Source organism: Microbacterium sp. Y-01, assembly GCF_003856715.1.
Taxonomy (GTDB): Bacteria; Actinomycetota; Actinomycetes; order Actinomycetales; family Microbacteriaceae; genus Microbacterium; species Microbacterium algeriense.
This window is the reverse complement of sequence record NZ_CP024170.1, coordinates 1,827,987-1,854,627: the sequence shown is the minus strand read 5'-3', so window position 1 is coordinate 1,854,627 and position 26,641 is coordinate 1,827,987. Positions and strand designations below refer to the sequence as shown.

The window sequence follows — 26,641 nt, the reverse complement described above, 5'->3', positions numbered from 1 at the left end:
GAGTCAGGGAGCGGTGACGCCGGGATCGAGCGTCCAGGCGGTCACCTCGACGCCGGACCCGGCTACCACGTCGAGTTCGACCGGCCATGAACCGCGTTCGAGGCCGGGGATCGGCGCGGCATACAGTTGCCGCGCGACAAGAGCTCCGTCGGTCGCATTCGCATCCCAGCCGATCACGCTCATCGCCTGGCCTTGGGCGGGCACGGTGATACGAGCCACGCCCGGATCGGCAGCCATGAACGACGACCCCGGCAGCACCTCCACGTCCAGCAGGTTGCCGTTCTGATCGGCGAACGCGATGTCCGGGTAACCCTCCACGACGCAGGGCTCGTCGCTGAAGTTCATCAGGTGGATCACCTGCCCGCGGTGGCCGGTGGCCGCATCGGAACCTCCCAGCAGGAGCATCGCCTTGTCGCTCGTGCACCATTCCGGTTCGAGTTCGGGAGCCGAGACGCCGGGCGCCACGGCGGGAACGGGGTCGCCCTCCGCGGTCGAGTCGGGGAAGGCGCCACCCTCCTCGGTCAGGCCCTGTGCTTCGGCGTTCTCCTGGATGATCTGCTGCTGCCGAGCCGCGTCCGCCAGGGAACTCACGACGACCAGGAGCATCGCGCTCACCAGGACCGCCACGATCGCCGGCCATGCTCTCTGGCGCGGTCCGTCCGGCTGCACGCGACGGAAGACGAGCAGTGCCGGGATCCAACCGCTGACCACGCCCCAGTAGGCCGCCACCGGGGCGACCTCCACGACGACCGCGGTGGCGCCGCGGACACCGAAGTCGGCGAGGTAGGTGAGCGCCCGCGTGAGGTCGACGCAGAGCCCGAGCACGGTGCTCGCGATGATGGCGGCGAACCACAGCGCGACGAAGGGGCGGCGCCCGCCGTGCGCGCGCTCGGCGACGAACCACGTGACCGACGTCAGCACCGCGGCAGCGCCCAGCAGAGTCGCGAGCGTCCAGAGTCCGGGAAGCATCCACTCGTTCACCTGGAGCGGGCCGACACCGACGAAGCTGAGCAGTCGGGTGATGACGACGTCGCTGCCCGTCAGGCGGCCGATGCCGCCGGCGATGATCCAGAGTGCGGCGAGGATGAGCCCCGCCAGAACACCGGACGGGAGCGCACGCGGGTGCCGCGGCCTCAGATCGTCAGCGGGTGGGGGTGCGAGCACGGGAGCGGAGGCCATGCCTCATCCTATGAGTGCTCAGCGGCGGCGCTCGGGGTCGAGTCCCATCCGGATCCGCGTGCGCTTGCGTTCGATGAGTATGAAGACCGTGCCGAGGAGCCAGAGGGGGATGGGGGTGACGAACGCGATCCGGAAGGCATCGAGCGAGTACGTGTCCGGGGTGCCTGCGCCCTGCGCGTCGAGAAGGAGGCCGATCACGAAGACCGCGATCAGGGCGGCGATGAAGCCCCCGGCATTCGTGACCCCGGTCGCGGTGCTGAGGCGGTGGGCAGGGTTGTGCGTGCGGGCGTGATCGAACGCGATCATCGACGCAGGGCCACCGGTCGCCAGGGCGATCGCCAGGATCCAGAGCAGCCAGTCCGGAGCGGGACCGGGGAAGGCGATGACCGCGATCCACGCGGCCATCTGCACGCCGACCGCGGGGAGCACGAGGGCGAGGGAGCGGTGGTTCGGCAGGCGGCGGGAGAGGTCGCCGATGATTGGGCCGAGGATCATGCCCGCGACGACATAGATCGAGATGATGCCCGCCGCGTGGGCCGTGCTGAGTCCCTCGCCGGCCGTGAGGAACGGCATGCCCCACAGCAGGACGAACACGGTTCCCGCGAACGGGGTGGTGAAGTGCGACCAGAACGCGAGCCGGGTGCCGGGATGCGCCCAGGCGGCCCGGATGCCGACGCCGGTGTCGATCGCCGACGTCACGACGCGCACCACTCCGGTGTCCGTGTTGACCGACACGTCGGGCCCGTTCTCGGCGGGGTTGTTGCGGACGATGAGCCACACGAGGATCGTGAAGAGCAGGCCGAGACCGGCGATGCTGCCGAACGTGATCGACCAGGTGGTGGCGTGCAGCAGAGCGGCGACGGGCACCAGGGCGATCAGCTGACCGGCCTGCCCGATGATCCCGGTGAACTGCACCATGACGGGGCCGCGCTGCGCGGGGAACCACGTGGCGACCAGGCGCAGCACGGCCGGGAAGACGGCGGCGTCGCCGGCTCCGAGCAGGATGCGTGCGACGATGGCGATGCCGATGCTGGGGGAGAGGGCCATGGTGAGCTGCCCGAAGGCCATGAGCAGCATCCCGGCGGTGATGATCGGACGGGAGCCGTAGCGATCGAGGAGGACCCCCACCGGGATCTGCATCCCGCCGTACACGGCGAGCTGCACGACGGCGAACAACGCGAGCGTGGAGGCATCCGCCTGGAAGCGGTCGGCGGCCTCGACACCCACTGCGCCCAGAGACGTGCGGTTGGTGATCGCGAGCACGTAGGCGGCGACGCCGACCGACCAGATCGCCCAGGCCCTCCACCCCGGTGTGGAGACGGGGGAGTGGGAGACCTGAGGCACCCTTCCACGCTACTCCTGCGCGGCGATGTCCGACGCCGTGGCTAGAGTGCCCGCATGACAGCCACCTCGCAGCACCATGCCCTCGACTACGTCGAACTCGTCGTCACCGATCTCGAGGTGGCCAAGCGCTTCTTCACGACCGCGTTCGGCTGGAGCTTCCAGGACTACGGTCCCGGCTATGCGGGCATCCTGTCGCCGCGCGGAGACGGGAGCGAGGTCGGTGGGCTCCTCCTCGCCGACGAGCCGCGACCGGTCGGCGGGCCTCTCGTGCTCCTCTACTCCGACGACCTCGATGCGACGAGGGTGGCGATCGAAGAGGCGGGCGGTCGCATCCTGCAGGAACCGTACGCATTTCCCGGCGGGCGACGGCTGCACTTCGCCGACCCGACCGGCAACGAGCTCGGTGTCTGGTCCTCGCAGTAGGCCCGATCCTGGTCACCCTCGTTGCGGCGGGGAAGTGCCAGACTGCGAGGGTGAGCGATCAACCGCGGATCCCGGAGATGGCGACACCGCGCCTCCGCCTCCGGAAACAGGCCGTCGAGGACGCGCCTGTGTTCCGACACTTGTGGACCGAACGCGACGAACGCGTGCCCGCACACCGCCGGATGGATGCGGACGGCCGTCCAGACCTGGACGACATCCGCGCGGACATCCGCGACGCTGAAGGATCGTCCCTCCTCACCGTGGAACGCATCGACACGGGGGAGTCGATCGGATACTGCGGCCTCGTGTACGGCGGCGACGGCGTGGGCGACGAACCGGAGCTCGCGTTCGAGCTGCTCCGCACCGAGCACAACCGGGGTTACGCCACCGAAGCCGCCCGTGCCGTGCTGGACTGGGCTGTCAGGGCAGGGTTCGACCGCGTCTGGGCCGGGGTCTGGGAATGGAACCTCGCGTCTCGACGCGTGCTGGAGAAGCTCGGCTTCGTCGAGTCGGGGAGGGAGCGCCCGTCGTCCGTCCACGGCCGCAACATCCTGACAGTCAGGACGCTCTCTGCGGGAGGGAAGAGCACGCCGTGATGCGGCGCTCGGCGTCACGTGGAGGCGGACCCGACCGGTAGCGCCTCGCCGTCCCCCGGGGGCTCCCGCACCAACTGGAGAGCTTCCGTCTTCGTCAGGTGGTTGGGATACAGCGTCCGTGAGAATCTTCCGCGAGGGTCGTCTCTATCGTGAGGGAGCACGATGTCGGCTCGGTCGATCGCAGCCATGAGGAGGTCTGTCTGGTGCTCCGTCAACGCGAGGCGTCCCCGTTCCCGCAGCCCCACCACGGTTCGCGAGTGATCCGATGTCGTGAGGACGATCGCAAGGTTCCGGGCTGTGGCGTCCGGTTCCCAGGGGCCCGTGATTACCATCGCGGTCGTGATGCTCGCGGTCGGGATCTCCCTCGCGCCGACAAGCAGACGGGTGGCGTCGCGCGAGATGCACGGCGGTCGCGAACGCCGACGCACGACGATGCTGACGATGACCGCCGCGACAGCCAGCCCGATCGCCCCGAACAGCCACGTCCACGCTCCGAGCTGCAACGCCGTCACTGGGAAGAGGAACGCGCCGACCATCGGAACGAGAAGCGGCTGCCCGGAGAAGACGCGAAGCGCCCACCAAGGGAAGAGGCCGTGCGTGCGAGAAGGTCCCAGCGGCACCCACTCCTGCGCGTCAACGATCGGCTCGCTCTCCGGTCGATCGGACGAGTGCACCGCTTCCTGCTCCCGTCGTGCTCCTCTGACGATCAACGCCGACCCCAACAGTGCCAGCACGCTGACCAGCACCCATCCACGCACGGGGTCGTCGGTCTCGTTCTGATCCGCGCCCACCAGTGTGACCATGCCGCCCACGGAGATGAGGAGAAGGAAAACTCCGTACAGGAAGGAGACCCGGCGGGTGCGGCGGGTGCTCCAGGGCTTCGACTCCATGTCAGGTGGCCACGAGGGGTCGACCCAGCTCCTTCGCCTCGTGAGCATGAGGCCGGCCGCCACACCGACGCACCCGAACGACAGCATCACCGCGGCGAGAACGCCGATCCGCGGATCGGCGATCAGGAATATAGCGGTGAGCGCCAGTGCTGCACTGAACAGCGCGAGCGCCAACCCCACGACGGTGGGCCTAAGAAGCCCACCGCCCTTCTCGTCGTCGGCGTCCATTCGCTCGCCCCACCCATCTCCCCAGAGTGCCGGCGGCGGATCAGGCCCCGCGTCGATCTCGCCCCGGTCGCGACGTTCTCTGCCACTGAGGATGAACCTACCGCTGGATCATGCCAGTTCGCAGACTGTTCTGAGTCTTCTCCGTCGCGACCCGGTTTTCGTTCACTGTTCAGCTCGGGGAGGGATGTATCCGCCAGATCGGACCGTGGCTCCCGTTGCGGTCGTGCTCCATGCTCTTCGGAGTGCGTGCACGGCGTCCTTGAGTTCTCCGGGCGCGAGCGTCACCGGCCCGTCCGAGATGTCCACGTTCCGCTTCGGATCATCCTGGTGATGCTGTGGGAAGACATGACAGTGCAGATGCGGCATCCGGTGACCCATGACCAGGTAGTCGATCTTCCGCGGTGCGTACACGGATTCGACGGCTCGACCCGCGCGTTGCACGTCGGTCCAGAAGGCGTGCAGCTGCTCGCTCGGGAGGCGCCCCATGTCCGTGACGTGCTCTCGCAGGATCACCAGGCAGTACCCGGCGTGAGCCTGGTTGCGTGCGAGACGGAGATGCGATGTCGGTGTCGAGACGATCAGGACGCTGTGCTCGTTCTCGGCAAGATGCGCGTCGCGACACATGCCGCACTGGCCAGGATCGAGCAGCGCTTCCCACTCGTCCTCAGACCACCACATCCGATGAGCGTAGCCGGATGCCCAGAAGATACGGCGCGAGGTCGTGAACCGCAGATCAGGGGAGCCGACTAGGGGCGTTAGCCTTCCGCTGAATAGCGGGCGGCGATCGTCCGTGCGGCCTCGTCGACGGTGCGCGCAGTCTCCTCGTCCGTCAGGGCCCAGCCGCCGTGCACGAGACGGGGCCAGAAGACGACGGTGGCGATCATGCCGAGGAACTGCGAGGCCGCCACGTCCGCGTCGTCCACGCTCGCCCTTCCGTCCGCGTTCGCCGTCTCGAGGAACCGATGGAGGGCGCGGAGGACGGGGAGCGTGCCGAAGTCGAAAGTCCGCTCCCGCAGCTCCGGGAACCGCGCTGACTCAGCGATCACAGCGCGCATCAGATCAGCCATGCGGGGCCGGGACAGCAGTTCCGCGTACGCCGTGCCCAGGACGACCAGCCCGGAACGGAAGTCGCCGGCCGGCGGCTCCACGGGTGTCGCCTCGGACGGGCTTCCCGCGCCGAGCACGGTCGCCTCGAAGAGTTCCGCCTTCGTCGGGAACTGCTTGAACAGCGTCGCCTTCGAGACGCCGGCACTCTCTGCCACGCGGGCCAGCGACGTCCGGTCATAGCCGACCTCGAGGAACAGATCAGTCGCTGCAGTGAGGATCGCCCCGCGGTTCTGCGCTGCGACGCGGCGGTGATACTCGGAGAGGTGGCGGGTCATCCTCCCAGTATGGCGCAGTGGTGAGTGCCTTGACTCACGGTGTCCGCCTGGCTACTCTATGCAGAGATGAGTTGATCGACTCACCTCAACGACGCGGTAGCCACCCCAGGGAGCAGTCATGGCGAAAGTGATCATCCATGCGACCATCACGGTCGACGGGTTCATGGCCGACGTCGACGGGGGAGTGGACTGGATGTTCGGCTTCCCGTCGGCCCCGGAAGACCAGGAGATCGTCGACCGAGTGGTGCAGGAGCTCGGCGCCGTGGTCGGAGGGGCGAACAAGACGCAGACCATCGAAGACGGCGAGGTTCCCTACGGGGCCATCGTCAAAGTGCCGGTGTTCTTGATGACGCACACTCCGCATGAACCGATCGAGAAGGACGGCGTCACGTACTCCTTCGTCGTGGACGACATCGCGCAGGCCGTCGCGTCGGCGAAGCAGGCAGCAGGGGAGAAGTTGGTCAGCCTGCTCGGCGGGAGCATCTCACGGCAGTGTCTCGCACTCGGACTCGTCGATGAGATCCACCTCGATGTGGTGCCGCTCCTTCTCGGAGACGGCATCTCGCTCTTCGGAGGCCTCGGCACGCGCGTCCCACTGGAACGCATCGAGACGTCGGCCTTCGCCAGCGAGACGCATCTCAGGTGTCGCGTGGTATCGAAGGGATGACGCCAACCCGGGGAGGGGCGACTCCTGTTCGTACTGACATAATGTGCATTATCGGATATATCTCGAGAGTGGCGAGGGCAGTCGCGGCGTGAGGTGGACGGGCGCCTCGGCCTCCCGGTATGGTCGCTCGTGGTGGTCGTGAGGCGTGACGAACCTCGCGCCGGGTCCGACTCGGCAGACGACACCCGCGCGTTCCGGCGTACCGACGAGAGGTCGACTCATCGTCGACGAAGGTGTGGTGGCACAGCGACATAGCCCCCGCCCGCACCTCCAGGGCTTTCACCTCTGGAGGAATGATGAGACGACCACCGAACCCACAGCGCACGCTCGCAGCGGAGATCCCCACCGCGAGTCCGGGCACCCGCGCGACCGTGATGGGTCATGTGCACCGCAGGCGGGCACTGTCCACCGTCACGTTCCTGATCGTCCGAGACCGCACAGGACTGACGCAGGTCGTGCTCGGTCCGAGTGACCGCGAACGCGGCGACGCGCCACCCGAGGAGACGGTGGTCCGCGTGACGGGCACCGTGACGTCGAACCCGCAGGCCCGGATGGGTGTCGAGCTGACCGCCCCGGACATCGAGGTGCTCGGAGACCACGCCGAGACGCCTCCCGTCGAACTGTGGCGTCCATCGCTCACCGCCGGACTTCCCGTCGTGCTCGACAACGCCGCCGTGACCTGGCGGCATCCCGGTCGTCGGGCCGTCTGGGAGATCGCGGCCGCCAGCATGCGCGGCTTCCGTGAGACGCTCGACGCACGCGCGTTCCGAGAGGTCCGCTCGCCCAAGCTCGTGGCGTCCGCGACCGAATCAGGGGCGGATCTCTTCACGGTCGACTACTTCGGACGCGCTGGGTATCTCGCCCAGAGTCCGCAGTTCTACAAGCAGCAGCTCGTCGGCGTGTTCGAACGCGTGTACGAGATCGGGCCGGTGTTCCGTGCCGAGCCTCACGACACGGTCCGACACCTCTCCGAGTACACGTCCCTGGACGTCGAGTTCGGATTCATCGACGACCACCGCGATGTCCTCGCGCTGTTGCGGGAGGTGCTCGCCGGGATGACGGAGGGGATCCGCACGCACGCGGGCCCGGCGCTCGAGGTCCTCTCCCCTGTGCTGCCGGAGATCCCGGACGAGATCCCCGTGATCCACTTCCGCGACGCTCTCCGGCTCGTGGGCGCCCCGGAGGACGAGCCCGACCTGGCGCCCGCGCACGAGAGAGCACTCGGGGCCTGGGCCAAAGACACCCACGGCAGCGACTTCCTCGCCGTCGAGGGCTATCCGATGACGAAGCGACCGTTCTACACCCACCCGCAACCGACGGACGCACGCTGGAGCAACAGCTTCGACCTGCTGTTCCGTGGCTTGGAGCTCGTGACCGGTGGGCAGCGGCTGCACCGCCATCAGGACTACGTGTCGGCGCTCGCCTCCCGCGGTGAGGAGCCGTCCGCCTACGCCGACTACCTGTCCGCTTTCGCCCACGGCATGCCACCGCACGGCGGATTCGCGATCGGACTGGAACGCTGGGTCGCCAGACTCCTCGAAGCGGCGAACGTCCGCGAGGTCACGCTGTTCCCGCGCGATCTGCACCGTCTCGCGCCCTAGCGGCCGGGTGACGCCGGGAAGGGCGCCCACCGCGCCCTTCCCGGTCGTCAGGCTCCGACGTAAGCGGCGAGGTGCTCCCCCGTCAGCGTGCTCTTCTGGGATACCAAATCGGCTGGGGTGCCCTCGAAGACCACTGTTCCGCCGTCGTGGCCGGCGCCGGGACCGATATCGATGATCCAGTCGGCGTGGGCCATCACGGCCTGATGGTGCTCGATCACGATGACCGTCTTCCCGGAGTCGACCAGTCGGTCGAGCAGGCCGAGGATCCTGTCGACGTCGGCGAGGTGCAGGCCGGTCGTCGGCTCATCCAGAACGTAGACGTCGCCCTTCTCCCCCATCTGGATCGCGAGCTTGATCCGCTGACGCTCACCGCCGGACAGTGTCGACAGCGGCTGCCCGAGCGACAGGTATCCCAGCCCCACGTCCTCGAGCCGCCCCAGGATCGCAGAAGCGGCAGGGAGCTTGGCCTCGCCCTCGCTGAAGAAGACCCGGGCTTCCGCGACCGGGAGGTCGAGCACCTCGGTGATGTCCTTGCCTGCGAGCTTGTACTCGAGCACGCTCGCCTGGAATCGTTTGCCGCCGCAGTCCTCGCAGGGAGTCTCGATCGTGTCCATGAAACCGAGTTCCGTGATGATGACACCGGCGCCCTTGCAGGAGGGGCACGCGCCCTCGGAGTTCGCGCTGAACAGGGCGGGCTTCACGCCGTTCGCCTTCGCGAAGGCCTTGCGGATCGGTTCGAGCAACCCGGTGTAGGTCGCGGGGTTGCTGCGACGGGAGCCCTTGATGGCGCCCTGATCGATGGCGACGACGCCTTCGCGCTTCGACACGGAACCGTGGATCAGCGAGCTCTTGCCCGAACCGGCGACGCCCGTCACGACCGTGAGGACTCCGGTCGGGATGTCGACGTCCACGTTCCTCAGGTTGTTCGCCGTGGCGTCACGGACTTCGATGGCGCCGGAACGCGGGCGCACCGTCTCCTTGACCTGCGCCCGGTCGTCGAGGTGATCGCCGGTTCGGGTGCCGCTCGCCTTGAGCCCCTCGACCGTGCCTTCGAAGCAGATCTCTCCCCCGGCCGTTCCCGCGCCGGGACCGAGGTCGATCACGTGATCGCCGATCGCGATGGTCTCCGGCTTGTGCTCCACGACCAGCACGGTGTTGCCCTTGTCGCGCAGTTGCAGCAGCAGCCCGTTCATCCGCTGGATGTCGTGCGGGTGCAGCCCGATGGTCGGCTCATCGAACACGTAGGTCACGTCGGTCAGCGATGAGCCGAGGTGGCGGAGCATCTTGATCCGCTGGGCCTCTCCCCCGGACAGCGTCCCGGACGGGCGCTCCAGGCTCAGGTAGCCGAGGCCGAGAGTCACGAACGCGTTCAGGTTCGCGCTGAGCGCCTGCAGCAGCGGACCCGCGCCGGGGAGGTCGAGTCCGCGCACCCAGGCAGCGAGGTCCGTGACCTGCATCCGACAGGCGTCGGCGATGCTCACGCCCTCGATCTTCGAGGAGCGCGCCCCTTCCGTCAGCCGTGTGCCGTCGCACTCGGGGCAGACCGCGAACGTTGCCACACGCTCGACGAAGGCGCGGATGTGCGGCTGCAGCGCCTCGAGATCCTTGGACAGCATCGACTTGGTGATCTTCGGGATCAGACCCTCATAGGTCATGTTGATGCCGGAGATCTTCACCTTGGTGACCTCGCCGTAGAGGAAGAGATGCCGCTGCTTCTCCGTGAACTCCGCGATCGGCTTGTCGGCGGGATAGAACCCCGACTGCGAGAACCCCTTCACCATCCAGCCGTCTGCGGTGTATCCGGGCACCATGATCGCGCCGCCATCGAGCGACTTCGACTCGTCGACGATCTGCGCCAGATCCAGGTCGGAGACCGCTCCCCTGCCCTCGCAGTGCGGGCACATGCCGCCGAGGTAGATCGCGTCCTTGACGATCTTCTTCTCCCCACCCGGACCGGTCATCACTCCGCTCGCCTTCTGCGTGGGGATGTTGAACGAGAACGCGGTGGGTCCGCCGATGTACGGCTGTCCGAGCTTGCTGAAGAGGATGCGCAGCATCGCGTTGGCGTCCGTGACCGTCCCCACCGTGGATCGCGGGTTGGCTCCCAGCCGTTCCTGATCGACGATGATCGCGGTGGTGAGGCCTTCGAGCACGTCGACGTCCGGACGCGGCACCGACGGCATGAAGCCTTGGACGAAGGCGCTGTACGTCTCGTCGATCATGCGCCGGGACTCCGCGGCGATCGTGTCGAACACCAGCGAGCTCTTGCCGGAGCCGGAGACGCCGGTGAACACGGTCAGGCGTCGCTTCGGGATGTCGACGCTGACGTCCTTCAGGTTGTTCTCCCTCGCGCCCTGCACGCGGATGAGGTCGTGGGTGTCGGCGGGATGCGCGTCAGCGGTCATCGGCGTCCTTCGTGTCGTGGGTGTGCGGATCAGGCGGTCTGGTTGATACGGAGCAGGTTCCCCGACGGGTCCCGGAAAGCGCAGTCGCGGACCCCGTAGGGCTGATCCATGGGCTCCTGCACCACGTCGGCGCCGCGCTGCACGAGGCGGTCGAACAGCGCATCCAGATCGTCGCTCGCGAGGGTGAGCGCCCCGTAGCTGCCCTTCGCGATGAGCTCCAGGATGGTCTGGCGCTCGGCGTCGGTGATGCCGGGGTCGGTTGCCGGCGGGTGCAGCACGATCGATGTCTCCGGCTGCCCCGCGGGACCGACCGTGAGCCACCGCATGCCGTCGTAGCCGACATCGTTGCGCACCTCGAAGCCGAGGGCGTCTCGGTAGAAGGCCAGCGCGGCGTCGGCGTCCGTGTGCGGAAGGAAGGCGTAGTGGATGCTGATGTTCATGGTGTTCACGTTAGATGCGCGTCGGTGCGCGGCGCTTCTCGATTCCTGATCGGTCTGGTCACATGCTTCGCCTGGAACGACGGGATGCCCTCGACGTCGGCGGCGCGTTCACGGTACACGCTGGGTGCGACACCGACGAGTTCGGAGAACCGCGTGCTGAAGGTGCCGAGGGACGAGCAGCCGACCTCGAAGCACACCTCCGTCACCGTGAGGTCCCCCCGACGCAGCAGAGCCATCGCCCGCTCGATCCGACGGGTCATCAGATACGAGTACGGCGACTCGCCGTATGCTTCGCGGAACTGCCTGCTCAGGTGCCCGGCGGACATGTGGACCCCGCGGGCGAGCGCCTCGACGTCCAAGGGCTTCGCGTACTCCCGATCGATGCGGTCCCTGACCTTCCGCATCACAACGAGCTCGCGCAGGCGCGCGTCATCCGGGGCATTCACGGATCGATCCTGTCATGACGCAGTGAGTCGCGGAATGACCAAAGGAAACGCGGGCGCGCGCTTCTCCCCACCTGGGACCGCGGGAGCGCTACCCTGAGGGGGCATCCTCACAGGATCTTTTCAGAAAGGGGTCCCCACCATGTCTGAACCACTCGCAACGAAGTCGCTGTTCAAGTCGATCCGCGTCACGCTCGCCGTCGCCGGTGTGCTCGCGCTGATCGCGGGCATCGTCCTGCTCGTCTGGCCGGTGAAGTCGGCTGTCATCGTGACCGCGATCTTCGCGTCCTACCTGATCATCGCCGGTCTCGTCTACATCGGCCTGGGCATCTTCTCCAGCACCAAGGGCGGCTGGGCCCGTGTGGGCCACATCGTCCTCGGACTGCTGTACATCGTCGCGGGCGTGATCGCCTTCTTCAACCTGAACGTCGCCGCTGCGACGCTGGCGTTCGTCGTCGTGATCTTCATCGGCGTCAGCTGGATCGTCGATGGCGTCGTCGCGCTCAGCCTTCTCGGCAGCGACGGCTCCCGCGTCTGGACGGTGCTCTACGCCATCCTCAGCATCGTCGCCGGAATCATCGTGCTGTTCTCGCCGCTGGTCGCCGGCTTCGCCTTCTGGCTGCTGCTCGGCATCTCGCTCGTGGTCCTCGGAATCATCCAGATCGTCCGGGCGATCACTCTCGGTAAGGACGAGAAGGAGTATGTCGCCGCGCAGAACGGCGCCACCATCTGACGCATCCATCCGAACGACGGAACGGCCCCGCCCTGCTTCACGCAGGACGGGGCCGTTCTCTCATTCGACGGCTACTCGGCGACGAAGGCGCTCACGTCGCCGACCAAGCGCGTGTTGTCGGTCGGCACCGGCTCGACGACGGCCTTGGCGACCTCGGCGGCGAACTCGGAGACGTTGTAGAGCTTGCCCGCCGACTCGCGGCGCTCGGCGATGGCGCCAGGGTTCGCTCGCTCGAGGAGCGTGGCCGTGATGGTTCCCTCGATCATGTCGCCCGAGACGACGGTGAAGCCGATCCCCTTCTCGGCGAGGCCGGGGATCAGCTCACGCAGAGCATCCTCGCCCGCGCGCTTCGAGAGGGCCACGGGTTCGTACTCCGGCATGGTCGGGGTCGTCCGGATGAAGTGCGCCTGGTGGCTGGTCACGAACACCACCCGTGCCCCCTCCCCCAGCAGCGGCGTTGCCGCGTTCAGGACGTTGAGCTGCGCGTCGCGGTTCAGCGTGAGCGCGTAGTCCTCGGCCATGCCGGATTCCATGCCCCCGGAGGCGTTGAGCACCAGGACGTCGAGGCGACCGTACTCGGCGCGGACGGCCTCGAACATCTCGGCGACGGAGGCCGGGTCTGTCAGGTCGGCGCCGACGACGAGTGCGCGGCGTCCGAGTTCGCGAAGCTGCGCGGCGAGCTTCTCGGCACGCGGAGCCTTGTTCCGGAAGTTGATGACGACGTCGGCGCCGGCCTCGGCGAGATAGCGGACGGTATCCGCCCCGATCCCCCGCGACGAACCGGTGACAAGGGCGACCTTGCCGTCGAGGGATCCTGCGGGAAGAACGTCGGTCACGGTGACTCCTCATGATGCGTGAAAACGCCGTGATCGCACGGCCCTCACACCCTACCAAGCGTGCGCTGTGGCGCCCCGATCCGGACCCGCGCGCGTGATACGTTGACCCCAAAGGAGGCCGCATGGACAACTTCACGACATTCGTCACGTTCATCGACCAATGGGCCTGGATCGGCTGGCTGGTCCTGATCGCCGTCTTCCTCGTGATCGAGATGCTCTCGCTCGATTTCACATTCCTCATGCTGAGCTTCGGCGGCGTGATCGGGCTCCTCAGCGACCTGGTCGGCGTGCCGGTCTGGGCGCAGGTCATCATCGCGGCCCTCGCCGCCGCGCTCTTCATCCTGTTCCTCCGCCCTCCGCTGCTGCGGCGGCTGCATCGCGGCGAGGATCCGACGAAGTCGAACGTCGATGCCCTCATCGACCTCCGCGGCATCGCCCTCAGCGAGGTCACCCAGATCTCCGGGCAGGCCAAGCTCGCCAACGGCGACACCTGGACTGCGCGCGCCGCCACACCCGTCGCGATCCCGCAGGGTGCGCCGGTCGCCGTGACCTCGGTCCACGGCGCCACCGTCATCGTCCGTCCCGTCAACGACTAGGAGAACCTCGTGAACGACGCCTCGTTCATCCCCACCGCGATCGGGTGGATACTCGCGATCGCAGTGCTCATCTTCGTGGTGGTCACGGTGGCGCGTGCCATCCGCATCATCCCGCAGGCCACCGCCGGCGTGGTGGAGCGCCTGGGGCGTTACCACAAGACCCTCACACCCGGCTTGAACCTGCTGGTGCCGTTCATCGACCGGCTGCGCCCCCTCATCGACATGCGAGAGCAGGTCGTGTCGTTCCCGCCGCAGCCGGTGATCACCGAGGACAACCTCGTCGTCTCGATCGACACCGTCGTCTACTTCCAGGTCACCGACGCACGCGCGGCTACGTACGAGATCGCCAACTACCTCGGCGCGGTCGAGCAGCTGACGACGACCACACTCCGAAACGTCGTCGGCGGGCTCAACCTCGAGGAAGCGCTCACCAGCCGCGACAACATCAACGGCCAGCTCCGCGTGGTGCTGGACGAGGCCACCGGCAAGTGGGGCATCCGCGTCGGTCGCGTCGAGCTCAAGGCCATCGACCCGCCCATCTCGATCCAGGACTCGATGGAGAAGCAGATGCGCGCCGAGCGTGACCGTCGCGCCGCGATCCTGACCGCGGAGGGCACGAAGCAGTCAGCGATCCTCGAAGCCGAGGGTGCGCGACAGGCGGAGATCCTCCGAGCCGAGGGCGACAAGCAGGCCGCGGTCCTTCGCGCGCAGGGTGAGGCCGAGGCCATCCAGAACGTCTTCAGTGCTATCCACCAGGGCGAACCGGACGACAAGCTGCTCGCCTATCAGTACCTGCAGATGCTGCCGAAGATCAGCGAGGGCCATTCCAACAAGCTCTGGATCATCCCGAGCGAGCTCACCGAGGCACTGAAGGGAATCGGCAGCGCGTTCACGCCGAAGCCCGGACAGGGCCCGACCAACACGCTCCCCGGCGCGTGACGCACCCGTACTTCACGAAGACGCGGCACCCCCGAGTCCTCGCCCATCGCGGTCTCGTCACCGCGGAGGGCGAGGACTCCGGCATCTGGGAGAACACGGCCGCGGCCTTCGCGGCCGCTCATGCCGCCGGTGCGGAGTACATCGAGACGGACTGCCAGGTCACCGCGGACGGCGACGTGGTGCTGTTCCACGACGCGAACCTCGTCCGTCTCGCGGACGACCGACGCGGCGTCCATGAGGTCCGGACGAGGGAGCTCCGAGCTCTGTTCGCGGACCACGGCGGACTCCTGACCGTGGCGGAGGCCCTGTCCTCCTTCCCGGAGGTGCGCTTCAACATCGACGTCAAGACCGCGGCGGCCGTCGATCCGATCGGACCGATCCTCGTCGAGGACAGCCACCGCGTCCTCCTGACGAGCTTCTCGGACCGCAACCGTAGCGCAGCGCTCGCATCCGTGCTGCGGGCCGGCGCGGCCCTGCGCCCCGCGACCTCCGGCGGGAGCGCCACGATCGCCTCCCTCCGCGCGCTGTCCGCTCTGCACCTCTCCCCCGCTCGCATCCTCCGCGACATCGACGCGCTGCAGATCCCTGAGAGGCACCGTGCTCTCCAGGTGCTCACCCCGGCGCTGCTGCGTGCGGCGCATCGGCACGGAGTCGAAGTCCATGTGTGGACCGTGAACGACCCCGAGGACATGCGACGCCTGATCGCGCTGGGCGCCGATGGCATCGTCTCCGACCGCGCGGACCTCGCGCTTCGGACCCTCTCCCCTCGGTGATCCGCCGCGCCCCATAACCTCCGGCGCTGAGATTAACCTGTGAGTTCCGCCGGGAAGCCGCCCGCGTGGATGAAGCGCACAGGCTGGAGCGTTATACCTGACAGCGACGAGAGGACCACAAAATGGCAGATCGCAGCCTGCGCGGCATCCGACTCGGCGCCCAGAGCCTACAGAGCGAAGAGGGCGTCGTTTTCATGGAGCGCCGTGAGACCACCTACACCTGTGACACATGCGGCCACGTCACGAACCTGATGTTCGCGGCGGACGCCGAGCCGCCCCAGACCTGGGAGTGCCGCTCCTGCGGTGCTGAGGCCCGCTTGAACGTCGACGGCCAGGCCGTGACGCTCGAAGCGACCGACGAGAAGGCCGCTCGCACCCACTGGGACATGCTGATGGAGCGCCGCACCCGTGCGGAGCTCGAGGAGCTGCTCGAGGAGCGGCTCGCCTTCATCCGGGCCCGCCGGGGTGCCGGCGAAGACCCGACGAGGGAGAAGATCGGCGCTTAGCGCCTCCGGGCGCGCCACCACCCGACAACGAGCGCGCCCAGACCGCCCCAGACCAGCAGCAGCTGGAGCCAGGGCCCCAGAACAACCCCCGCTGTGAGGCCGGACCGAAGCTCGACATCCTCGAGCATCGCTCCGGCCTCATCCGCGTCCAGCCGGGTGACGGTCGAGCCGTCGCTGCGGATGACCTGGCTGGTGCCGACGGTGGAGATGTTCACGACGCTGCGTCCCGTCTCGATCGCCCGCATGCGCGCGAAGGACAGCTGCTGCAGGTTCTCGTCTGTGCCGCGGAAGTCCGCGTTGTTCGTCTGGAAGACGAGCACCTGCGCGCCGTTGTTCAAGCCTTCCGTGATCACGTCGTCGTAGATGACGTCGAAGCAGATCGCCAGACCCACCGGCACTCCGCCGACCTCCACGATCGGGGGGTTCGTCCCCGGGGTGTACTCGCGCTGGATCAGGCCGATCAGATCGGGGACCAGCGCGTTGTAGAACGCGCGATCCGGCACGTACTCGCCGAAGGGCACGGGGTGCCGTTTGTCGTGCGTCTGGTCCGCGGTGCCGTCGCTGTTCCACAGCATCGAGGTGTTGTAATAGCGGTCGTCCCGGCCCGTCGCCGCGTTGGCCAGCAGCGGCGCGCCGACCCGCGTCGACACGAGGGTCATCCGCCGGGCGATCGCCTCGTTCTGGAACGGATCGGCGTCGAGCGATCCCTCCGGCCACACCAGCAGGTCCACGTCCTCGCCGTACAGCGGTGCCGTCGCGTCGGTCTGCGCCTGGATGACCGAGAACGGCTCGCGCTCGTCGAAGTAACCGGTGGGGCCGTTGCCCTGAACGGCGGCGATGCGCATCGACCCCGAGACCGAGGTCGGGAAGAGCGGGGTGAACAGCAGGACCACGGCCAGTACGGCGGGTGCCACCAGACGGAGCGGTCGACGCCACGCCCGCAGCCGGACGACCTCGATGAGCATCGCGACCAGGAGGACCATGAGGAAACCGAGCCCGCTCCCCCCCACCCACGACGACAGCGGTGCCAGAGGGCTCTCCGCCTGGCTCATGCCGATACGCGCCCAGGGGAACCCTCCGTACGGCCAGGAGCCGAGGAAGACCTCGCGCCCGACCCACAGCGCGGCGACGACCACGGGGAGGACGAACAGCCGGCCTGCTGTGCCGGGGAAGGCCCGAGGGAGCCAGCGGTATGCCATGGCCGTCGGCACCAGGGCCAGGGCCGTCAGCCCTCCTTCGACGACGCTGAGCGCCGCCCACGGGATCGGACCGAGATAGCGCGAGGTCCACGACACGAGCATGCCGAAGAACAGCACCCCGTAGACCAGGCCGACCAACAGTGCACCGCCGAAGCGCCGCCCGATCAACGACAGCAGCAGCAGGGCGGCAGACGGGAAGGCGAGGATCCAGATCCCGGCCTCCGGGTACGCGAGATCCATCAGCAGGGCGGCGAGGGCGGCTGCCGGAACGGCCGCCCAGAGCGGGAGCAGGGCGCGCTCGCGCGCGCGGGAGTCGGTCATCCCGTCCATCCTCACATCGACGAGTAGGCGACGATTCCGCGGCGCACGCCGTCCAGCGCGGCTCGAGCCGTCCGCGCGAGCGCGGCGTCCTCTGCGACGATCGACAGCTGATCGAGCAGATCGATCGTCTGCTTCGCCCAGCGCACGAAATCTCCCGCCGCCATGTCCGCGTCGATCAGCACGCGGTCGAGCAGACCGCCGCGCGCCCAGGAATGCATGGCGCCGGCCAGGCCCGCGGCCAGCGGCTCGCTCCCGGGAAGGTGATGGTCCTGCTCCAGATCATCGAGCTCGGCCCACAGGGTCGTGGTCTTCTCGTACGCGGCACGGAACGCACCGCGCGGAAGACCCCTCTCCCCCGAGTTCGCCTCATCGCGGCGGGGCTCGTACACGAGGCAGCAGGCCATGGCCGCGAGAGAGGGAGCATCGAGGCCGTTCCACAGCCCCTGCCGCAGCGACTCCGCGACGAGGAGGTCGCGTTCACCGTAGATGCGTCGCATCGTCCTCCCCGCTTCCGTCAGCGCGGTCTCGGGGCCCTCGCCGGTCAGGTAGTCCAGGGTCTCGAGCACCTCCACCACCCGGTCGAACACGCGTGCAACGGTTCCCGTGCGCGTCTCGATCTGCCGCCGCGTCCTGTCCGTCTGACGCTTCAGCTTCCAGTACCGCTCGGCCCAGCGAGCATGCGCCTCACGGTCCGGGCAGCGGTGACAGGGGTGACGCTGCATCTGCGTCCGCAGCGTCTGGATCCGCTTCATCCGCTTGTCCCGCGCCGCGCGCGGCGCGTTCGAGTCCTGACGGTTCTTCTTCTCCAGGTCGCTCAGCTCGCGCCGGATCGCCGAATACTCCGAGAAGTCACCGTGTTCGCAGGCCATGGCGGACTGATAGCCCGCCAACGACTCCTCGGCCTCCCTGACCTGTCGAGCCAGCCCGACGACCGCACGATCGGCCTGGAACTGTGCGAAGGACGATTCGAGGATCTGGCGAGCCCTGACCTTGCCGAACATGTCGATCAGGTTGACGGCCATGTTGTAGGTCGGCCGGAAGCTCGAGTTGAGCGGATACGTCCGTCGGGAAGCGAGCGCCGCGACCGCCTGCGGATCCATGCCCTCGGTCCACTGCACGACGGCATGGCCCTCGACGTCGATCCCCCGCCGGCCGGCGCGGCCGGTCAGCTGCGTGTACTCGCCCGAGGTGATGGCGACACGAGCCTCGCCGTTGAACTTCTCCATCTTCTCCAGCACCACGGTGCGCGCGGGCATGTTGATGCCCAGCGCGAGCGTCTCCGTCGCGAAGACCACCTTGACGAGCTTGCGCCGGAAGAGCTCCTCCACGACCTCCTTGAACGCCGGGAGCAGTCCCGCATGATGCGAGGCGACACCGCGCTCGAGGTTGTCCAGCCATTCCCAGTACCCGAGGACGTCGAGGTCCTCGTCCTGGAGCGACCGGGTGCGGTCCTCGACCATCGCGCGGATCTCCGCGCGCTCCTCGTTCGTGGTCAGTCGGATGCCGGAGCGCCGCACCTGCTGCACGGCCGCGTCGCAGCCGACACGACTGAAGATGAAGAAGATCGCGGGAAGCAGGTTCGCGCGTTCCAGCAGCCGCACGACGTCCGGGCGATCCATGCGCTCGATCCGCCGGGCATTCGCTGCGCGCACCGGACGCCGCCCACCGCGCGGAGGCCGCTGCGCCTGCCGACCTGCGTGCCTGTTGCTGCGGTAGGACTGCGCCTGGCGGTTGTTGTCGTAGTTCGACCCCGTCGAGGAGCGGATGCGCATGAGCTCCTGGTTCACCTGAGCTGTCGCGAGCCCTGCGCGATCGTCGAACAGCGGGAGCAGGTCGTCGCGGACGAGAACATGCTGCTCCAGCGGTACCGGCCGGATCTCCGAGACGATGACCTCGGTGTCGCCGCGGACCGTGTCGAGCCAGTCGCCGAACTCCTCGGCGTTCGACACCGTCGCGCTCAGCGACACCAGGCGCACCCGCGCAGGGAGATGGATGATGACCTCTTCCCACACCGCGCCGCGGAAGCGGTCGGCCAGATAGTGGACCTCGTCCATGACCACGTACCGCAGATCGCGCAGCGCCGCGGAGTCGGCATAGATCATGTTCCGGAGCACCTCGGTGGTCATCACCACGATGCGTGCGTTTCCGTTGATGTTCGTGTCACCGGTGAGCAGACCGACCTGGTCGGCACCGTAGACCTCGACCAGTTCGCGGAACTTCTGGTTGGAGAGGGCTTTCATCGGCGTCGTGTAGAACGCCTTGTCGCTGGAGCTCTGCATCGCGAGGTGGATCGCGAACTCCCCCACGACGGTCTTGCCCGCGCCGGTCGGCGCTGCCACGAGCACGCTCCGGCCGTTCTCGAGGGCGTGGCATCCGGCCACCTGGAAGGGATCCAGCTGGAACTTCTGCAGCGCGGCGAACGCCGTCGACTCCGGGTGCTCCGCGGCCGCGCGAGCCTGCGCGTACTTCTCGGAGGGCGTGCTCATGCCGCGTCCGGCAGGAGCCCCGCGGCCGCATCGCGTTTGCGCTTGCGGCGATCGAAGAGCAGGGAGAGTCCGGCCGCAGCGAAGAACAGGACGATCAGGATTCCGGCGAGCATCAGCATGCTGATCACGTCGGCGGCGGGCGTGGCGAGGGCGGCGAAGACCGTGGCGATGATGATCGCCACGCGCCACCCCTTGAGGATCGCGCGACCCGACATGACGCCGGCGACGTTCAGCGCCACCAGGAAGACAGGGAGGACGAACGAGATGCCGATCACGATCATCAGCTTGAAGATGAAGTCGTAGTACTCCTGCGCTTGGAAGAGGTTCTTCGCCCCCTCCGGCGTGAAGCTGGCCATCAGCTCGATGATGTGCGGCTGGATCATCACCCCGACATAGCAGCCGGCGAAGAACAGCGGCACCGCGGCGGCGACGAAGGCCACGGTGTACCGGATCTCCTTGCGCGTGAGCCCCGGCATGATGAACGCCCAGATCTGCCACAACCAGACCGGCGCGGAGATGAACAGTCCGAGCGAGAAGGCGATCCGCATGCGCATGTCGAACGGACCGGTGATCGTCGAGTACACGAGTGCCGCGACATCCTCGCCACGCTGCTCGGCGATGTCATTGATCGGCTTGGTGATGAAACTGATGACGGGGTCGGTGACCAGGAACGCCACCACCATGCCCAGCACGAGAGCGAGCGCCGCGATCATCAGGCGCTTGCGGAGTTCGACGAGATGCGCACCGAGCGACATCCGCCGTTCCCGATCCGCCTTGGGCATCACCGTCGGTTCGAGGGCTGCCACGGCCGGTCAGGCGCGGGGCGGAGTCTCAGGGTCGATGCCCGAGTCCTTCGCCGACGAGGGCTCGGCGACCGTGGAGTCCGTCCGAGCGGCGTCCTCCTCCTTCATCGCCTTCATCTCGCCCTTGAACACGCGGGCCGACTGGCCCATGCTCTTCGCGAGGGCCGGCAGCTTGGCCGCGCCGAACAGAAGGAGGATAACGGCCAGCACGATGAGCAGGTGCCAACCTTGCATTCCAGCGAACATGTCAGGGTTTCCCGTCGTCGTGATCGTTCGGTCCAGTCTACAGATCAAACCTCGGGATCGGGGCGACGGTAGAGCGCGAGTCCTGACGCCGCCCAGTCCCTCGCCGCCGAACGCGCGATGCCCGGATCGAGCACCACCATCGAGCCCCCGAATCGAGCCGCGAGCCGCTTGATGCCGCGCGGATCCGCGAGGTGCAGCTTCATCGTCACGGTGCCGTTCACCACGGTGTGCTCCGTGCCGCGCGGCAGGAACCCGGTCAGCAGCGGCGCCAGTCTCTCCGGCACGCGCACGGTGACTTCGCGCTCGGCGTCGAGACCGACGAACGCCTCCGGCACGAGATCGCCGCCATGGGTGATGGGGATGTCGGTGAGGACGGGCGCACTGACCCGATCCAGATGGAAGGTGCGCATGGCCTGGCGCAGGTGACACCAGCCCTGGAGGTACCACTGCCCGTTGGTGATCAGGATCTGCACGGGATCGACGGTCCTCGTCGTCGGTGCGGCATCCGGAGCCTGGTACGTGAAGGAGAGCGCCACGCCGTGCTGGAGACCGCGCGCGACCGCCTCTCGCACCTCGTCCACGGCGCTGGGCGCCACGACCACATCCGCCGGTGCATCCGCCGCGCCCCGCGACAGCTTCGAGATCAGGCCGGCGACGAGGCCGGAGTCGGAGACCGCCGGGACGGCCGCCACTATCTGCAGCCCGGCGAGGAGCGCGGCGGCCTCGCGCGCGGTGAACCGGGGAACGCGACGGAGCGCGACGTCGTTCGTGATCTCGATGACGTCCTCGAGGTCCAGCAGATCCCAGTTGATGTCGAACATCTCCTGGGGCTGCTGCCAATAGCCCGACTCTCCCGGCAGCCCGATCACGGTGAGCTTCTCGACCATCCCGCGCATCTCCTGCGGGGTGACGCCGAACTCCGCCGCCGCCTCGGCGAGTGACACCTGCCCGTGCTCGAGGAGATAGGGCACGAGGGTGAGGTAGAGCCGCACGCGGTCGGCGGCCAGCAGGGGCTTCGACTTCTCGCTCATCGCGTCTCCCCCTCATCGGTGTGCGCCCTGACCACGGCCTCGAGACGGGCGATGACGGCCTCGCGCAGCGGCGCCGGCTCGACCACCCGCACCTCGGGGCCGTATGACGCGAGCTCGTCGGCGAGGATGTGCAGGTCGACGAAGGGCACGGTGATCCCCTGCGCGGCGGCGGTCGCCCGACGACCCAGCCGGAGCGCTGCCTCGGTTCCGGGCGTGACCTCCAGCAGTGCGGAGTTCGCCGAGGCGACGCGCTCGAGCCCGGCCAGCGCCCTCTCCCCCGCTCCGTCGCGCAGCGTCGCGTCGAAGCTCTTGGCCGTGACGCGGACATCCCCCACGATACGGCTGAGCAGGAACGTCCGGTCCCCGTCGGCGTCGACGTCCACGCCGAACACGTGCCAGCGCGCTTCGTAGTCGACCAGCGCGAGCGGCCGGACGGTTCGACGGCGCGGCGCATCCTCGCCGGGCTTGAGATAGTCGAAGGTGACCACTCGGCACCGCTCGATCGCGTCCTGCAGCGGCGCGAAGGCCGCGTCCCGTGCCGTGATGCGCGGCGCGAATCCGATGATCGGCTCGTCGCCGTCGATGCCCAGCGCTCGGATCTTCCGGACGCCGGACTGCGCGTCGCCGGAGACGGATTCCGCGCTCCAGACGCTCCCGGCGAGACGAAGCACGGCGAGCTCCGCCGGCGAGAACTCGATGTCTCCTGGCAGATCGTATTCCGCCTGAGGAATGCGATAACGGGCCTCGCGGAGATCGTTGGGATCTGCGGCGTCCCCCAGTGTCTCGATCGGCACTCCGAGTGCGCGCAGCTCCTCCTTGTCGCGCTCGAACATCTTCTCGAGGGCGTCGGACCGCGTCCCGGCGTCCGCGCGCTGGCGGTACCCGGACACGTTGTCGAGGATCTGCTGCTTCGTCAGCCCGATCTCCGTGGACATGAGCGCCACGACGAGGTTCGTCAGGCGCTCCTCCGCGGGGATCCGGGCGGCCATCATTGCGTGGGCGCCGTCACTGCGCCCAGGATGTCGACGACGTAGGCGACGGCGGGCGCCCCGTCAGCGGCAGGGGTGACCACGAGGACCTGGGAGCCGACGGGCTGTCCCACCAGCGCCTCGGCGACCGTGGGGGCGCTCGAGGCGAGATCGACACTGAAGGTCTGCTCCCACGTGTTGGAGATGACCTGCTTGTCGTCCCAGCCGACGGCCATCACGTTGACGAGCGGCAGCTGGTCGGCGGTCACGGGGTCGCCGTCGCCCTTGATGAGCGTCTGCACCTGCTGCTTCGTCGGCGCTGCGGCATCCGGGATGATGATGCCCGGCGTGCCGTCCGAGGCGCGCACGACGGTGGGCATGCCCTTGGCATCGTTGAACTGGAGGGTGCCCTCCGCGCGGTCCAGGAACACGTCGACGACGTCGATCACGAACACCACGTTCGTGTCGGGGTCGAGGCCGAAGCCCTGGACGTTGTTCTCTCCGAAGTCCTCGGGCGTGAGGCCGGCGACGATCCGGGTGCCGGCGGTGGCGCAGTCGAAGACGGTCGCAAGGCCCGGCGACTGCTGTGCCCAGTGCGCGGCCGTGGAGATCTGGCCGCGGTTCTCGTCGTAGGAGGTCGCGAAGATCTGCTCCCCCGTGTCACCGCGGAAGATCGAGATCTCGGCGACGAGCCCCTGGGTGTCGTCGACGATCTGGCGTCCGTCACCCACCGTCGCGTCGGCGACGGCGGACTTCGTGAGCTGCAGCGGCGCGAACACCGACACATCCGGCGTCTGGCCGATGGGACCCTCCACGGTCACTGCATCCCGGATCCCCGCGTCGTCGGCGCTGCGATCGCATGCGGGCGACGCCTCGGAGGAGACGGCGGTGCAGCCCGTCAGGGCGAGGACGGCGAGGCTGAGGGATGCCAGAACGGCGGACGTTTTACGCACGCGCTCCAGTCTATTCCGTCACGTGCCCCGATTCGCGCGTCGCCGCGGCCTGACGCGCCCCTTCTGCTGCCTTCTCGGCCTCTCGGGCGCGCTTGCGGAGATTCTTGTCGCTGATCTCCCTGTCCCCGAGAGCGCCGGGCGTCCACGCCTCCACGTCCGCGTCGCCATAGCTGCTCTTCGAGGCGCGACGCTTGACCGATGGAGCGACCGCCCCGGGGGCCAGCCGACGGGCCGTCAGCAGGAACCCGGTGTGGGCGACCATGCGGTGGTCAGGGCGCACGGCGAGCCCCTCCACGTGCCAGCCGCGGACCATCGTCTCGGACGCGTCCGGATCCGTGAAGAGCCCCGTGGCGCGGATGTACTCGGCCACGCGCGACAGCTGGGTCGCGGTCGCCACGTAGCAGAGCACGACCCCGCCCGGCGTCAGTGCGTCGGCGACCACGTCCATGCACTCCCAGGGCGCGAGCATGTCGAGGACGACGCGATCGACACTCCCCGGCGACACCTCGGCCGGCAGTGCCTGGACCAGGTCGCCCACGACGACGCGCCAGGTGTCCGGTCGCTCGCCGAAGAAGGTCTCCACGTTGCCCTTCGCCACATCGGCGAAGTCCTCGCGGCGCTCGAACGAGATCAGAGAACCCGCGGGACCGACCGCGCGCAGGAGGGAGAGGGACAGCGCCCCCGAGCCCACGCCGGCCTCGACGACGACGGCGCCGGGGAAGATGTCGGCCTGCATGACGATCTGCGCGGCGTCCTTCGGGTACACGATCGCCGCTCCTCGCGGCATCGACATCGCGAAGTCCCGCAGCAGCGGACGCAGGGCGAGATAGTCATGTCCGGAGCTGTTCGCCACGACGGAGCCGTCCGGAAGGCCGATGAGATCGCGGTGACGGAGCACGCCCTGGTGGGTGTGCAGCTCGCCGTCCTCGCGCAGCGTCACGGTGTGCAGCCGCCCCTTGGGCCCGGTGAGCTGTACGCGGTCGCCCACCCGGAACGGACCGCTGGGCCGCGGAGCGCGCGTCTCGGTCATCGCGTCGCTCCCATCACGGCGCTCCGACGCTGGTGCAGATCGACGAGGTCGACGCTGCCGCGCCCGTCGAGCGTCGGCCACAGCTCATGCGCTCCGAGACCGTCGAGCGAGACGATGTGCGGCACGGCGAGGGTCAGTGCGCCGGAGGCGAGACCGGCGCGGACGCCCGTGGGCGAGTCCTCGATCACGATCGCCTCGGCGATGTCGATATCCAGGAGCGCGGCCGCCTGGAGGTACGGCTCGGGGTGCGGCTTCGGGTTGTCGACGTCATCGCCGGCGACGACGATGTCGAAGGGCTCGAAGTCGATCAGGTCGACGACGCTCAGCGCCATCCGCCGCAGGGACATCGTCACCAGCCCCGTCGGCACTCCGGCGTCCCGCAGATCGCGCAGAAGCTCCTGCGCTCCCGGCCGGAACGGCACTCCCTGGGTGCGCAGCGAGTTCTGAACGACGTCGGTCAGGTGCGAGACGATGGCCTCCGCCTCCATCGCCACGCCCGCGTTCTGCAGGATCACTGCGCTGTCGAGCAGCCCGCTTCCGACCAGCTGCAGGGCATCGGCGTGGCTCCACGATCCGCCGAACGACTCCACCAGCGCCGTCTCCGCCGCCATCCAGTAGGGCTCGGTGTCGACGAGTGTTCCATCCATGTCCCAAAGGACCGCGCTGGGTTTTCTGCTCACTGAACCCATGCTAGCCGGGGCCGCCCACATCCCGTCGTCGCGGGCTAGCCTGGAGGGATCACATCCGCGACGTCGAAGGGAGCCATCGATGGATGTTCTCGGTCCGCGCATCATCATCGCCGCCTTCGACGGCTGGAACGATGCAGGCGAGGCGGCGAGCGGCGCGGTCGAGGCGCTGCGCTCGTCACGCGAATACGACCTCGTGCACTCGGTCGACCCCGAGCTGTATTTCGACTATCAGTACACGCGCCCGTCCACCCGCATGGACGCCGAGGGGCGGCGCCAGCTCAGCTGGCCGGAGGCGGGGCTCTGGCGCCCGCGCGACCCTGGTCCGGGTCCGGAGTTCTGGCTCCTGACCGGCGCGGAGCCTGCGCGCACCTGGCAGTCGTTCGCCGCGGAGTTCATCGACGTGGCGCTCCGTGACGACATCACCGGATTCGTGACGTTGGGCGCGATGCTTTCCGACGTCCCGCACACGCGCCCCATCTCGATCTTCGCCTCGAGCCAGAACGAGCAGGTGCGCGAGGCGCACGGCCTCGAGCGGTCGATGTACGAAGGACCGGTCGGCATCCTCTCGGTGTTCGAGCACTTCGCCGAGAACGCGGGCATCCCCACCGCGAGTCTCTGGGCCAGCGTCCCCCACTACGTGGCGTCTGCGGCGCCCTCGCCCAAGGTAACCCTCGCCCTGCTGGACCGGCTGGAGGAGCTGACCGGGGTCGACGTCGATCGTCAGCGTCTGCGCACGGAGGCCGCAGCATGGGAGGCCTCGATCGATGCGGCCGCCTCCGAGGACGAGGACATGGCGGAGTACATCCGCCAGCTCGAGCGCACGCGCGACACGTGGGACTCGCCCGACGCCTCGGGAGATGCGATCGCGCAGGCGTTCGAACGGTACCTCCGGCGCCGCGACGACGGCTCCGGAGACCGTAAGCGCTGACGCGGG

Annotated in this window: 28 protein-coding genes; 10 read left to right on the top strand and 18 right to left on the bottom strand. The window is 68.3% G+C overall.

The genetic code is table 11. From position 1 onward, the window contains the following. Positions 1-3: 3 nt before the first annotated feature. The gene (locus CSX12_RS08735; protein WP_124895535.1) at positions 4-1,179 is read right to left on the bottom strand and encodes a DUF4232 domain-containing protein; all 1,176 of its coding nucleotides are present in this window, start codon (positions 1,177-1,179) and stop codon (positions 4-6) included. 18 nt (positions 1,180-1,197) lie between these two features. Further along, complete coding sequence (locus CSX12_RS08730) at positions 1,198-2,523, bottom strand: MFS transporter (RefSeq protein WP_124895534.1); 1,326 nt, start codon at positions 2,521-2,523, stop codon at positions 1,198-1,200. A gap of 54 nt (positions 2,524-2,577) precedes the next feature. On the opposite strand from CSX12_RS08730, the gene CSX12_RS08725 reads away from it, so the two are divergent. Next, positions 2,578-2,946: a VOC family protein gene (locus CSX12_RS08725; protein ID WP_017202115.1), complete on the top strand. Its 369-nt coding sequence runs from the start codon at positions 2,578-2,580 to the stop codon at positions 2,944-2,946. A gap of 77 nt (positions 2,947-3,023) precedes the next feature. Further along, positions 3,024-3,542 carry a GNAT family N-acetyltransferase gene (locus CSX12_RS08720; protein WP_124896848.1) on the top strand — a complete coding sequence of 173 codons (519 nt, stop codon included), beginning with the start codon at positions 3,024-3,026 and terminating at the stop codon, positions 3,540-3,542. 14 nt (positions 3,543-3,556) lie between these two features. On the opposite strand, the gene CSX12_RS08715 is transcribed toward CSX12_RS08720, so the two are convergent. The 3 genes from CSX12_RS08715 to CSX12_RS08705 form a co-directional block, all read right to left on the bottom strand. After that, positions 3,557-4,660, bottom strand: coding sequence for a hypothetical protein (locus tag CSX12_RS08715; RefSeq protein WP_124895533.1), 1,104 nt, complete (start codon positions 4,658-4,660; stop codon positions 3,557-3,559). A gap of 162 nt (positions 4,661-4,822) precedes the next feature. Continuing rightward, entirely contained in the window at positions 4,823-5,338 is a 516-nt protein-coding gene (locus CSX12_RS08710; RefSeq protein WP_124895532.1) for an HIT domain-containing protein, read from the bottom strand. Between the two features lie 77 nt (positions 5,339-5,415). Continuing rightward, a complete protein-coding gene (locus tag CSX12_RS08705; protein ID WP_124895531.1) occupies positions 5,416-6,042 on the bottom strand; it encodes a TetR/AcrR family transcriptional regulator in 627 nt (208 codons plus the stop codon). 118 nt (positions 6,043-6,160) lie between these two features. On the opposite strand from CSX12_RS08705, the gene CSX12_RS08700 reads away from it, so the two are divergent. Beyond that, on the top strand, positions 6,161-6,709 hold the full coding sequence (locus tag CSX12_RS08700) for a dihydrofolate reductase family protein (RefSeq protein WP_124895530.1): 549 nt from the start codon (positions 6,161-6,163) through the stop codon (positions 6,707-6,709). A 296-nt stretch (positions 6,710-7,005) separates the two neighbouring features. Continuing rightward, positions 7,006-8,310 carry an aspartate--tRNA(Asn) ligase gene (aspS, locus tag CSX12_RS08695; RefSeq protein WP_124895529.1) on the top strand — a complete coding sequence of 435 codons (1,305 nt, stop codon included), beginning with the start codon at positions 7,006-7,008 and terminating at the stop codon, positions 8,308-8,310. Positions 8,311-8,357: 47 nt separating this feature from the next. On the opposite strand, the gene CSX12_RS08690 is transcribed toward aspS, so the two are convergent. From CSX12_RS08690 to CSX12_RS08680, 3 genes are read right to left on the bottom strand one after another with little or no spacing between them, the layout of a single operon-like run. Continuing rightward, entirely contained in the window at positions 8,358-10,715 is a 2,358-nt protein-coding gene (locus tag CSX12_RS08690; RefSeq protein WP_124895528.1) for an excinuclease ABC subunit UvrA, read from the bottom strand. A gap of 29 nt (positions 10,716-10,744) precedes the next feature. After that, positions 10,745-11,155: a VOC family protein gene (locus CSX12_RS08685; protein ID WP_026049712.1), complete on the bottom strand. Its 411-nt coding sequence runs from the start codon at positions 11,153-11,155 to the stop codon at positions 10,745-10,747. Between the two features lie 5 nt (positions 11,156-11,160). Continuing rightward, positions 11,161-11,559 (bottom strand): helix-turn-helix transcriptional regulator, encoded by a 399-nt coding sequence (locus CSX12_RS08680; RefSeq protein ID WP_051000833.1) that lies wholly within the window; start codon positions 11,557-11,559, stop codon positions 11,161-11,163. Positions 11,560-11,740: 181 nt separating this feature from the next. Between CSX12_RS08680 and CSX12_RS08675 the strand changes: the two genes are divergently transcribed. After that, positions 11,741-12,331, top strand: a complete 591-nt coding sequence (locus CSX12_RS08675; protein ID WP_017202104.1) for a DUF308 domain-containing protein — start codon at positions 11,741-11,743, stop codon at positions 12,329-12,331. Between the two features lie 71 nt (positions 12,332-12,402). Here the strand turns inward: CSX12_RS08675 and CSX12_RS08670 are convergent, their stop codons facing one another. Further along, positions 12,403-13,167 carry an SDR family oxidoreductase gene (locus CSX12_RS08670; RefSeq protein ID WP_124895527.1) on the bottom strand — a complete coding sequence of 255 codons (765 nt, stop codon included), beginning with the start codon at positions 13,165-13,167 and terminating at the stop codon, positions 12,403-12,405. 122 nt (positions 13,168-13,289) lie between these two features. On the opposite strand from CSX12_RS08670, the gene CSX12_RS08665 reads away from it, so the two are divergent. The 4 genes from CSX12_RS08665 to CSX12_RS08650 all read left to right on the top strand — a co-directional run bounded on the left by CSX12_RS08665 (position 13,290) and on the right by CSX12_RS08650 (position 15,981). Further along, the gene (locus CSX12_RS08665; protein ID WP_017202102.1) at positions 13,290-13,763 is read left to right on the top strand and encodes an NfeD family protein; all 474 of its coding nucleotides are present in this window, start codon (positions 13,290-13,292) and stop codon (positions 13,761-13,763) included. Positions 13,764-13,772: 9 nt separating this feature from the next. Then, the gene (locus CSX12_RS08660; protein ID WP_124895526.1) at positions 13,773-14,702 is read left to right on the top strand and encodes an SPFH domain-containing protein; all 930 of its coding nucleotides are present in this window, start codon (positions 13,773-13,775) and stop codon (positions 14,700-14,702) included. Continuing rightward, on the top strand, positions 14,699-15,475 hold the full coding sequence (locus CSX12_RS08655) for a glycerophosphodiester phosphodiesterase family protein (RefSeq protein ID WP_124895525.1): 777 nt from the start codon (positions 14,699-14,701) through the stop codon (positions 15,473-15,475). Before CSX12_RS08660 ends, CSX12_RS08655 begins: the two co-directional genes overlap by 4 nt. Positions 15,476-15,597: 122 nt before the next feature. Continuing rightward, positions 15,598-15,981 (top strand): RNA polymerase-binding protein RbpA, encoded by a 384-nt coding sequence (locus CSX12_RS08650; RefSeq protein ID WP_017202099.1) that lies wholly within the window; start codon positions 15,598-15,600, stop codon positions 15,979-15,981. Here the strand turns inward: CSX12_RS08650 and lnt are convergent. Genes lnt through CSX12_RS08605 form a run of 9 tightly spaced genes read right to left on the bottom strand, consistent with a single transcriptional unit; the run spans position 15,978 to position 25,698 of the window. After that, positions 15,978-17,501, bottom strand: coding sequence for an apolipoprotein N-acyltransferase (lnt, locus tag CSX12_RS08645; protein WP_124895524.1), 1,524 nt, complete (start codon positions 17,499-17,501; stop codon positions 15,978-15,980). The genes CSX12_RS08650 and lnt overlap by 4 nt on opposite strands. 11 nt (positions 17,502-17,512) lie before the next feature. Continuing rightward, the gene (locus CSX12_RS08640) at positions 17,513-19,987 is read right to left on the bottom strand and encodes a DEAD/DEAH box helicase (protein ID WP_124895523.1); all 2,475 of its coding nucleotides are present in this window, start codon (positions 19,985-19,987) and stop codon (positions 17,513-17,515) included. Further along, positions 19,984-20,742, bottom strand: coding sequence for a twin-arginine translocase subunit TatC (gene tatC / locus CSX12_RS08635; protein ID WP_124896847.1), 759 nt, complete (start codon positions 20,740-20,742; stop codon positions 19,984-19,986). The genes CSX12_RS08640 and tatC overlap by 4 nt, the downstream gene beginning before the upstream one ends. 57 nt (positions 20,743-20,799) lie before the next feature. Then, positions 20,800-21,036: a twin-arginine translocase TatA/TatE family subunit gene (gene tatA / locus CSX12_RS08630; RefSeq protein ID WP_124895522.1), complete on the bottom strand. Its 237-nt coding sequence runs from the start codon at positions 21,034-21,036 to the stop codon at positions 20,800-20,802. A 44-nt stretch (positions 21,037-21,080) separates the two neighbouring features. Continuing rightward, entirely contained in the window at positions 21,081-22,067 is a 987-nt protein-coding gene (locus CSX12_RS08625) for a WYL domain-containing protein (RefSeq protein ID WP_124895521.1), read from the bottom strand. Continuing rightward, complete coding sequence (locus CSX12_RS08620) at positions 22,064-23,056, bottom strand: WYL domain-containing protein (RefSeq protein ID WP_124896846.1); 993 nt, start codon at positions 23,054-23,056, stop codon at positions 22,064-22,066. The genes CSX12_RS08625 and CSX12_RS08620 overlap by 4 nt, the downstream gene beginning before the upstream one ends. Beyond that, entirely contained in the window at positions 23,056-23,988 is a 933-nt protein-coding gene (locus CSX12_RS08615) for a hypothetical protein (RefSeq protein WP_017202092.1), read from the bottom strand. Before CSX12_RS08615 ends, CSX12_RS08620 begins: the two co-directional genes overlap by 1 nt. A 10-nt stretch (positions 23,989-23,998) precedes the next feature. After that, positions 23,999-25,018 carry a tRNA (adenine-N1)-methyltransferase gene (locus CSX12_RS08610; RefSeq protein ID WP_124895520.1) on the bottom strand — a complete coding sequence of 340 codons (1,020 nt, stop codon included), beginning with the start codon at positions 25,016-25,018 and terminating at the stop codon, positions 23,999-24,001. Next, the gene (locus tag CSX12_RS08605) at positions 25,015-25,698 is read right to left on the bottom strand and encodes an HAD family phosphatase (RefSeq protein WP_026049709.1); all 684 of its coding nucleotides are present in this window, start codon (positions 25,696-25,698) and stop codon (positions 25,015-25,017) included. The genes CSX12_RS08610 and CSX12_RS08605 overlap by 4 nt, the downstream gene beginning before the upstream one ends. 88 nt (positions 25,699-25,786) lie before the next feature. Here CSX12_RS08605 and CSX12_RS08600 point away from each other — a divergent pair, with 88 nt between their 5' ends. Beyond that, entirely contained in the window at positions 25,787-26,635 is an 849-nt protein-coding gene (locus CSX12_RS08600) for a PAC2 family protein (RefSeq protein ID WP_124895519.1), read from the top strand. Positions 26,636-26,641: the final 6 nt, after the last annotated feature.

Coding starts and splice junctions, on each gene's coding strand:
- CSX12_RS08735 (WP_124895535.1), bottom strand. CDS start 1,179: ATGGCCTCCGCTCCCGTGCTCGCACCCCCACCCGCTGACGATCTGAGG.
- CSX12_RS08640 (WP_124895523.1), bottom strand. CDS start 19,987: ATGAGCACGCCCTCCGAGAAGTACGCGCAGGCTCGCGCGGCCGCGGAG.
- CSX12_RS08700 (WP_124895530.1), top strand. CDS start 6,161: ATGGCGAAAGTGATCATCCATGCGACCATCACGGTCGACGGGTTCATG.
- CSX12_RS08625 (WP_124895521.1), bottom strand. CDS start 22,067: ATGAGCGAGAAGTCGAAGCCCCTGCTGGCCGCCGACCGCGTGCGGCTC.
- CSX12_RS08710 (WP_124895532.1), bottom strand. CDS start 5,338: ATGTGGTGGTCTGAGGACGAGTGGGAAGCGCTGCTCGATCCTGGCCAG.
- lnt (WP_124895524.1), bottom strand. CDS start 17,501: ATGACCGACTCCCGCGCGCGCGAGCGCGCCCTGCTCCCGCTCTGGGCG.
- tatA (WP_124895522.1), bottom strand. CDS start 21,036: ATGTTCGCTGGAATGCAAGGTTGGCACCTGCTCATCGTGCTGGCCGTT.
- CSX12_RS08650 (WP_017202099.1), top strand. CDS start 15,598: ATGGCAGATCGCAGCCTGCGCGGCATCCGACTCGGCGCCCAGAGCCTA.
- CSX12_RS08600 (WP_124895519.1), top strand. CDS start 25,787: ATGGATGTTCTCGGTCCGCGCATCATCATCGCCGCCTTCGACGGCTGG.
- CSX12_RS08705 (WP_124895531.1), bottom strand. CDS start 6,042: ATGACCCGCCACCTCTCCGAGTATCACCGCCGCGTCGCAGCGCAGAAC.
- CSX12_RS08675 (WP_017202104.1), top strand. CDS start 11,741: ATGTCTGAACCACTCGCAACGAAGTCGCTGTTCAAGTCGATCCGCGTC.
- aspS (WP_124895529.1), top strand. CDS start 7,006: ATGAGACGACCACCGAACCCACAGCGCACGCTCGCAGCGGAGATCCCC.
- tatC (WP_124896847.1), bottom strand. CDS start 20,742: ATGTCGCTCGGTGCGCATCTCGTCGAACTCCGCAAGCGCCTGATGATC.
- CSX12_RS08665 (WP_017202102.1), top strand. CDS start 13,290: ATGGACAACTTCACGACATTCGTCACGTTCATCGACCAATGGGCCTGG.
- CSX12_RS08720 (WP_124896848.1), top strand. CDS start 3,024: ATGGCGACACCGCGCCTCCGCCTCCGGAAACAGGCCGTCGAGGACGCG.
- CSX12_RS08610 (WP_124895520.1), bottom strand. CDS start 25,018: ATGACCGAGACGCGCGCTCCGCGGCCCAGCGGTCCGTTCCGGGTGGGC.
- CSX12_RS08725 (WP_017202115.1), top strand. CDS start 2,578: ATGACAGCCACCTCGCAGCACCATGCCCTCGACTACGTCGAACTCGTC.
- CSX12_RS08620 (WP_124896846.1), bottom strand. CDS start 23,056: ATGGCCGCCCGGATCCCCGCGGAGGAGCGCCTGACGAACCTCGTCGTG.
- CSX12_RS08680 (WP_051000833.1), bottom strand. CDS start 11,559: ATGCGGAAGGTCAGGGACCGCATCGATCGGGAGTACGCGAAGCCCTTG.
- CSX12_RS08690 (WP_124895528.1), bottom strand. CDS start 10,715: ATGACCGCTGACGCGCATCCCGCCGACACCCACGACCTCATCCGCGTG.
- CSX12_RS08685 (WP_026049712.1), bottom strand. CDS start 11,155: ATGAACATCAGCATCCACTACGCCTTCCTTCCGCACACGGACGCCGAC.
- CSX12_RS08715 (WP_124895533.1), bottom strand. CDS start 4,660: ATGGACGCCGACGACGAGAAGGGCGGTGGGCTTCTTAGGCCCACCGTC.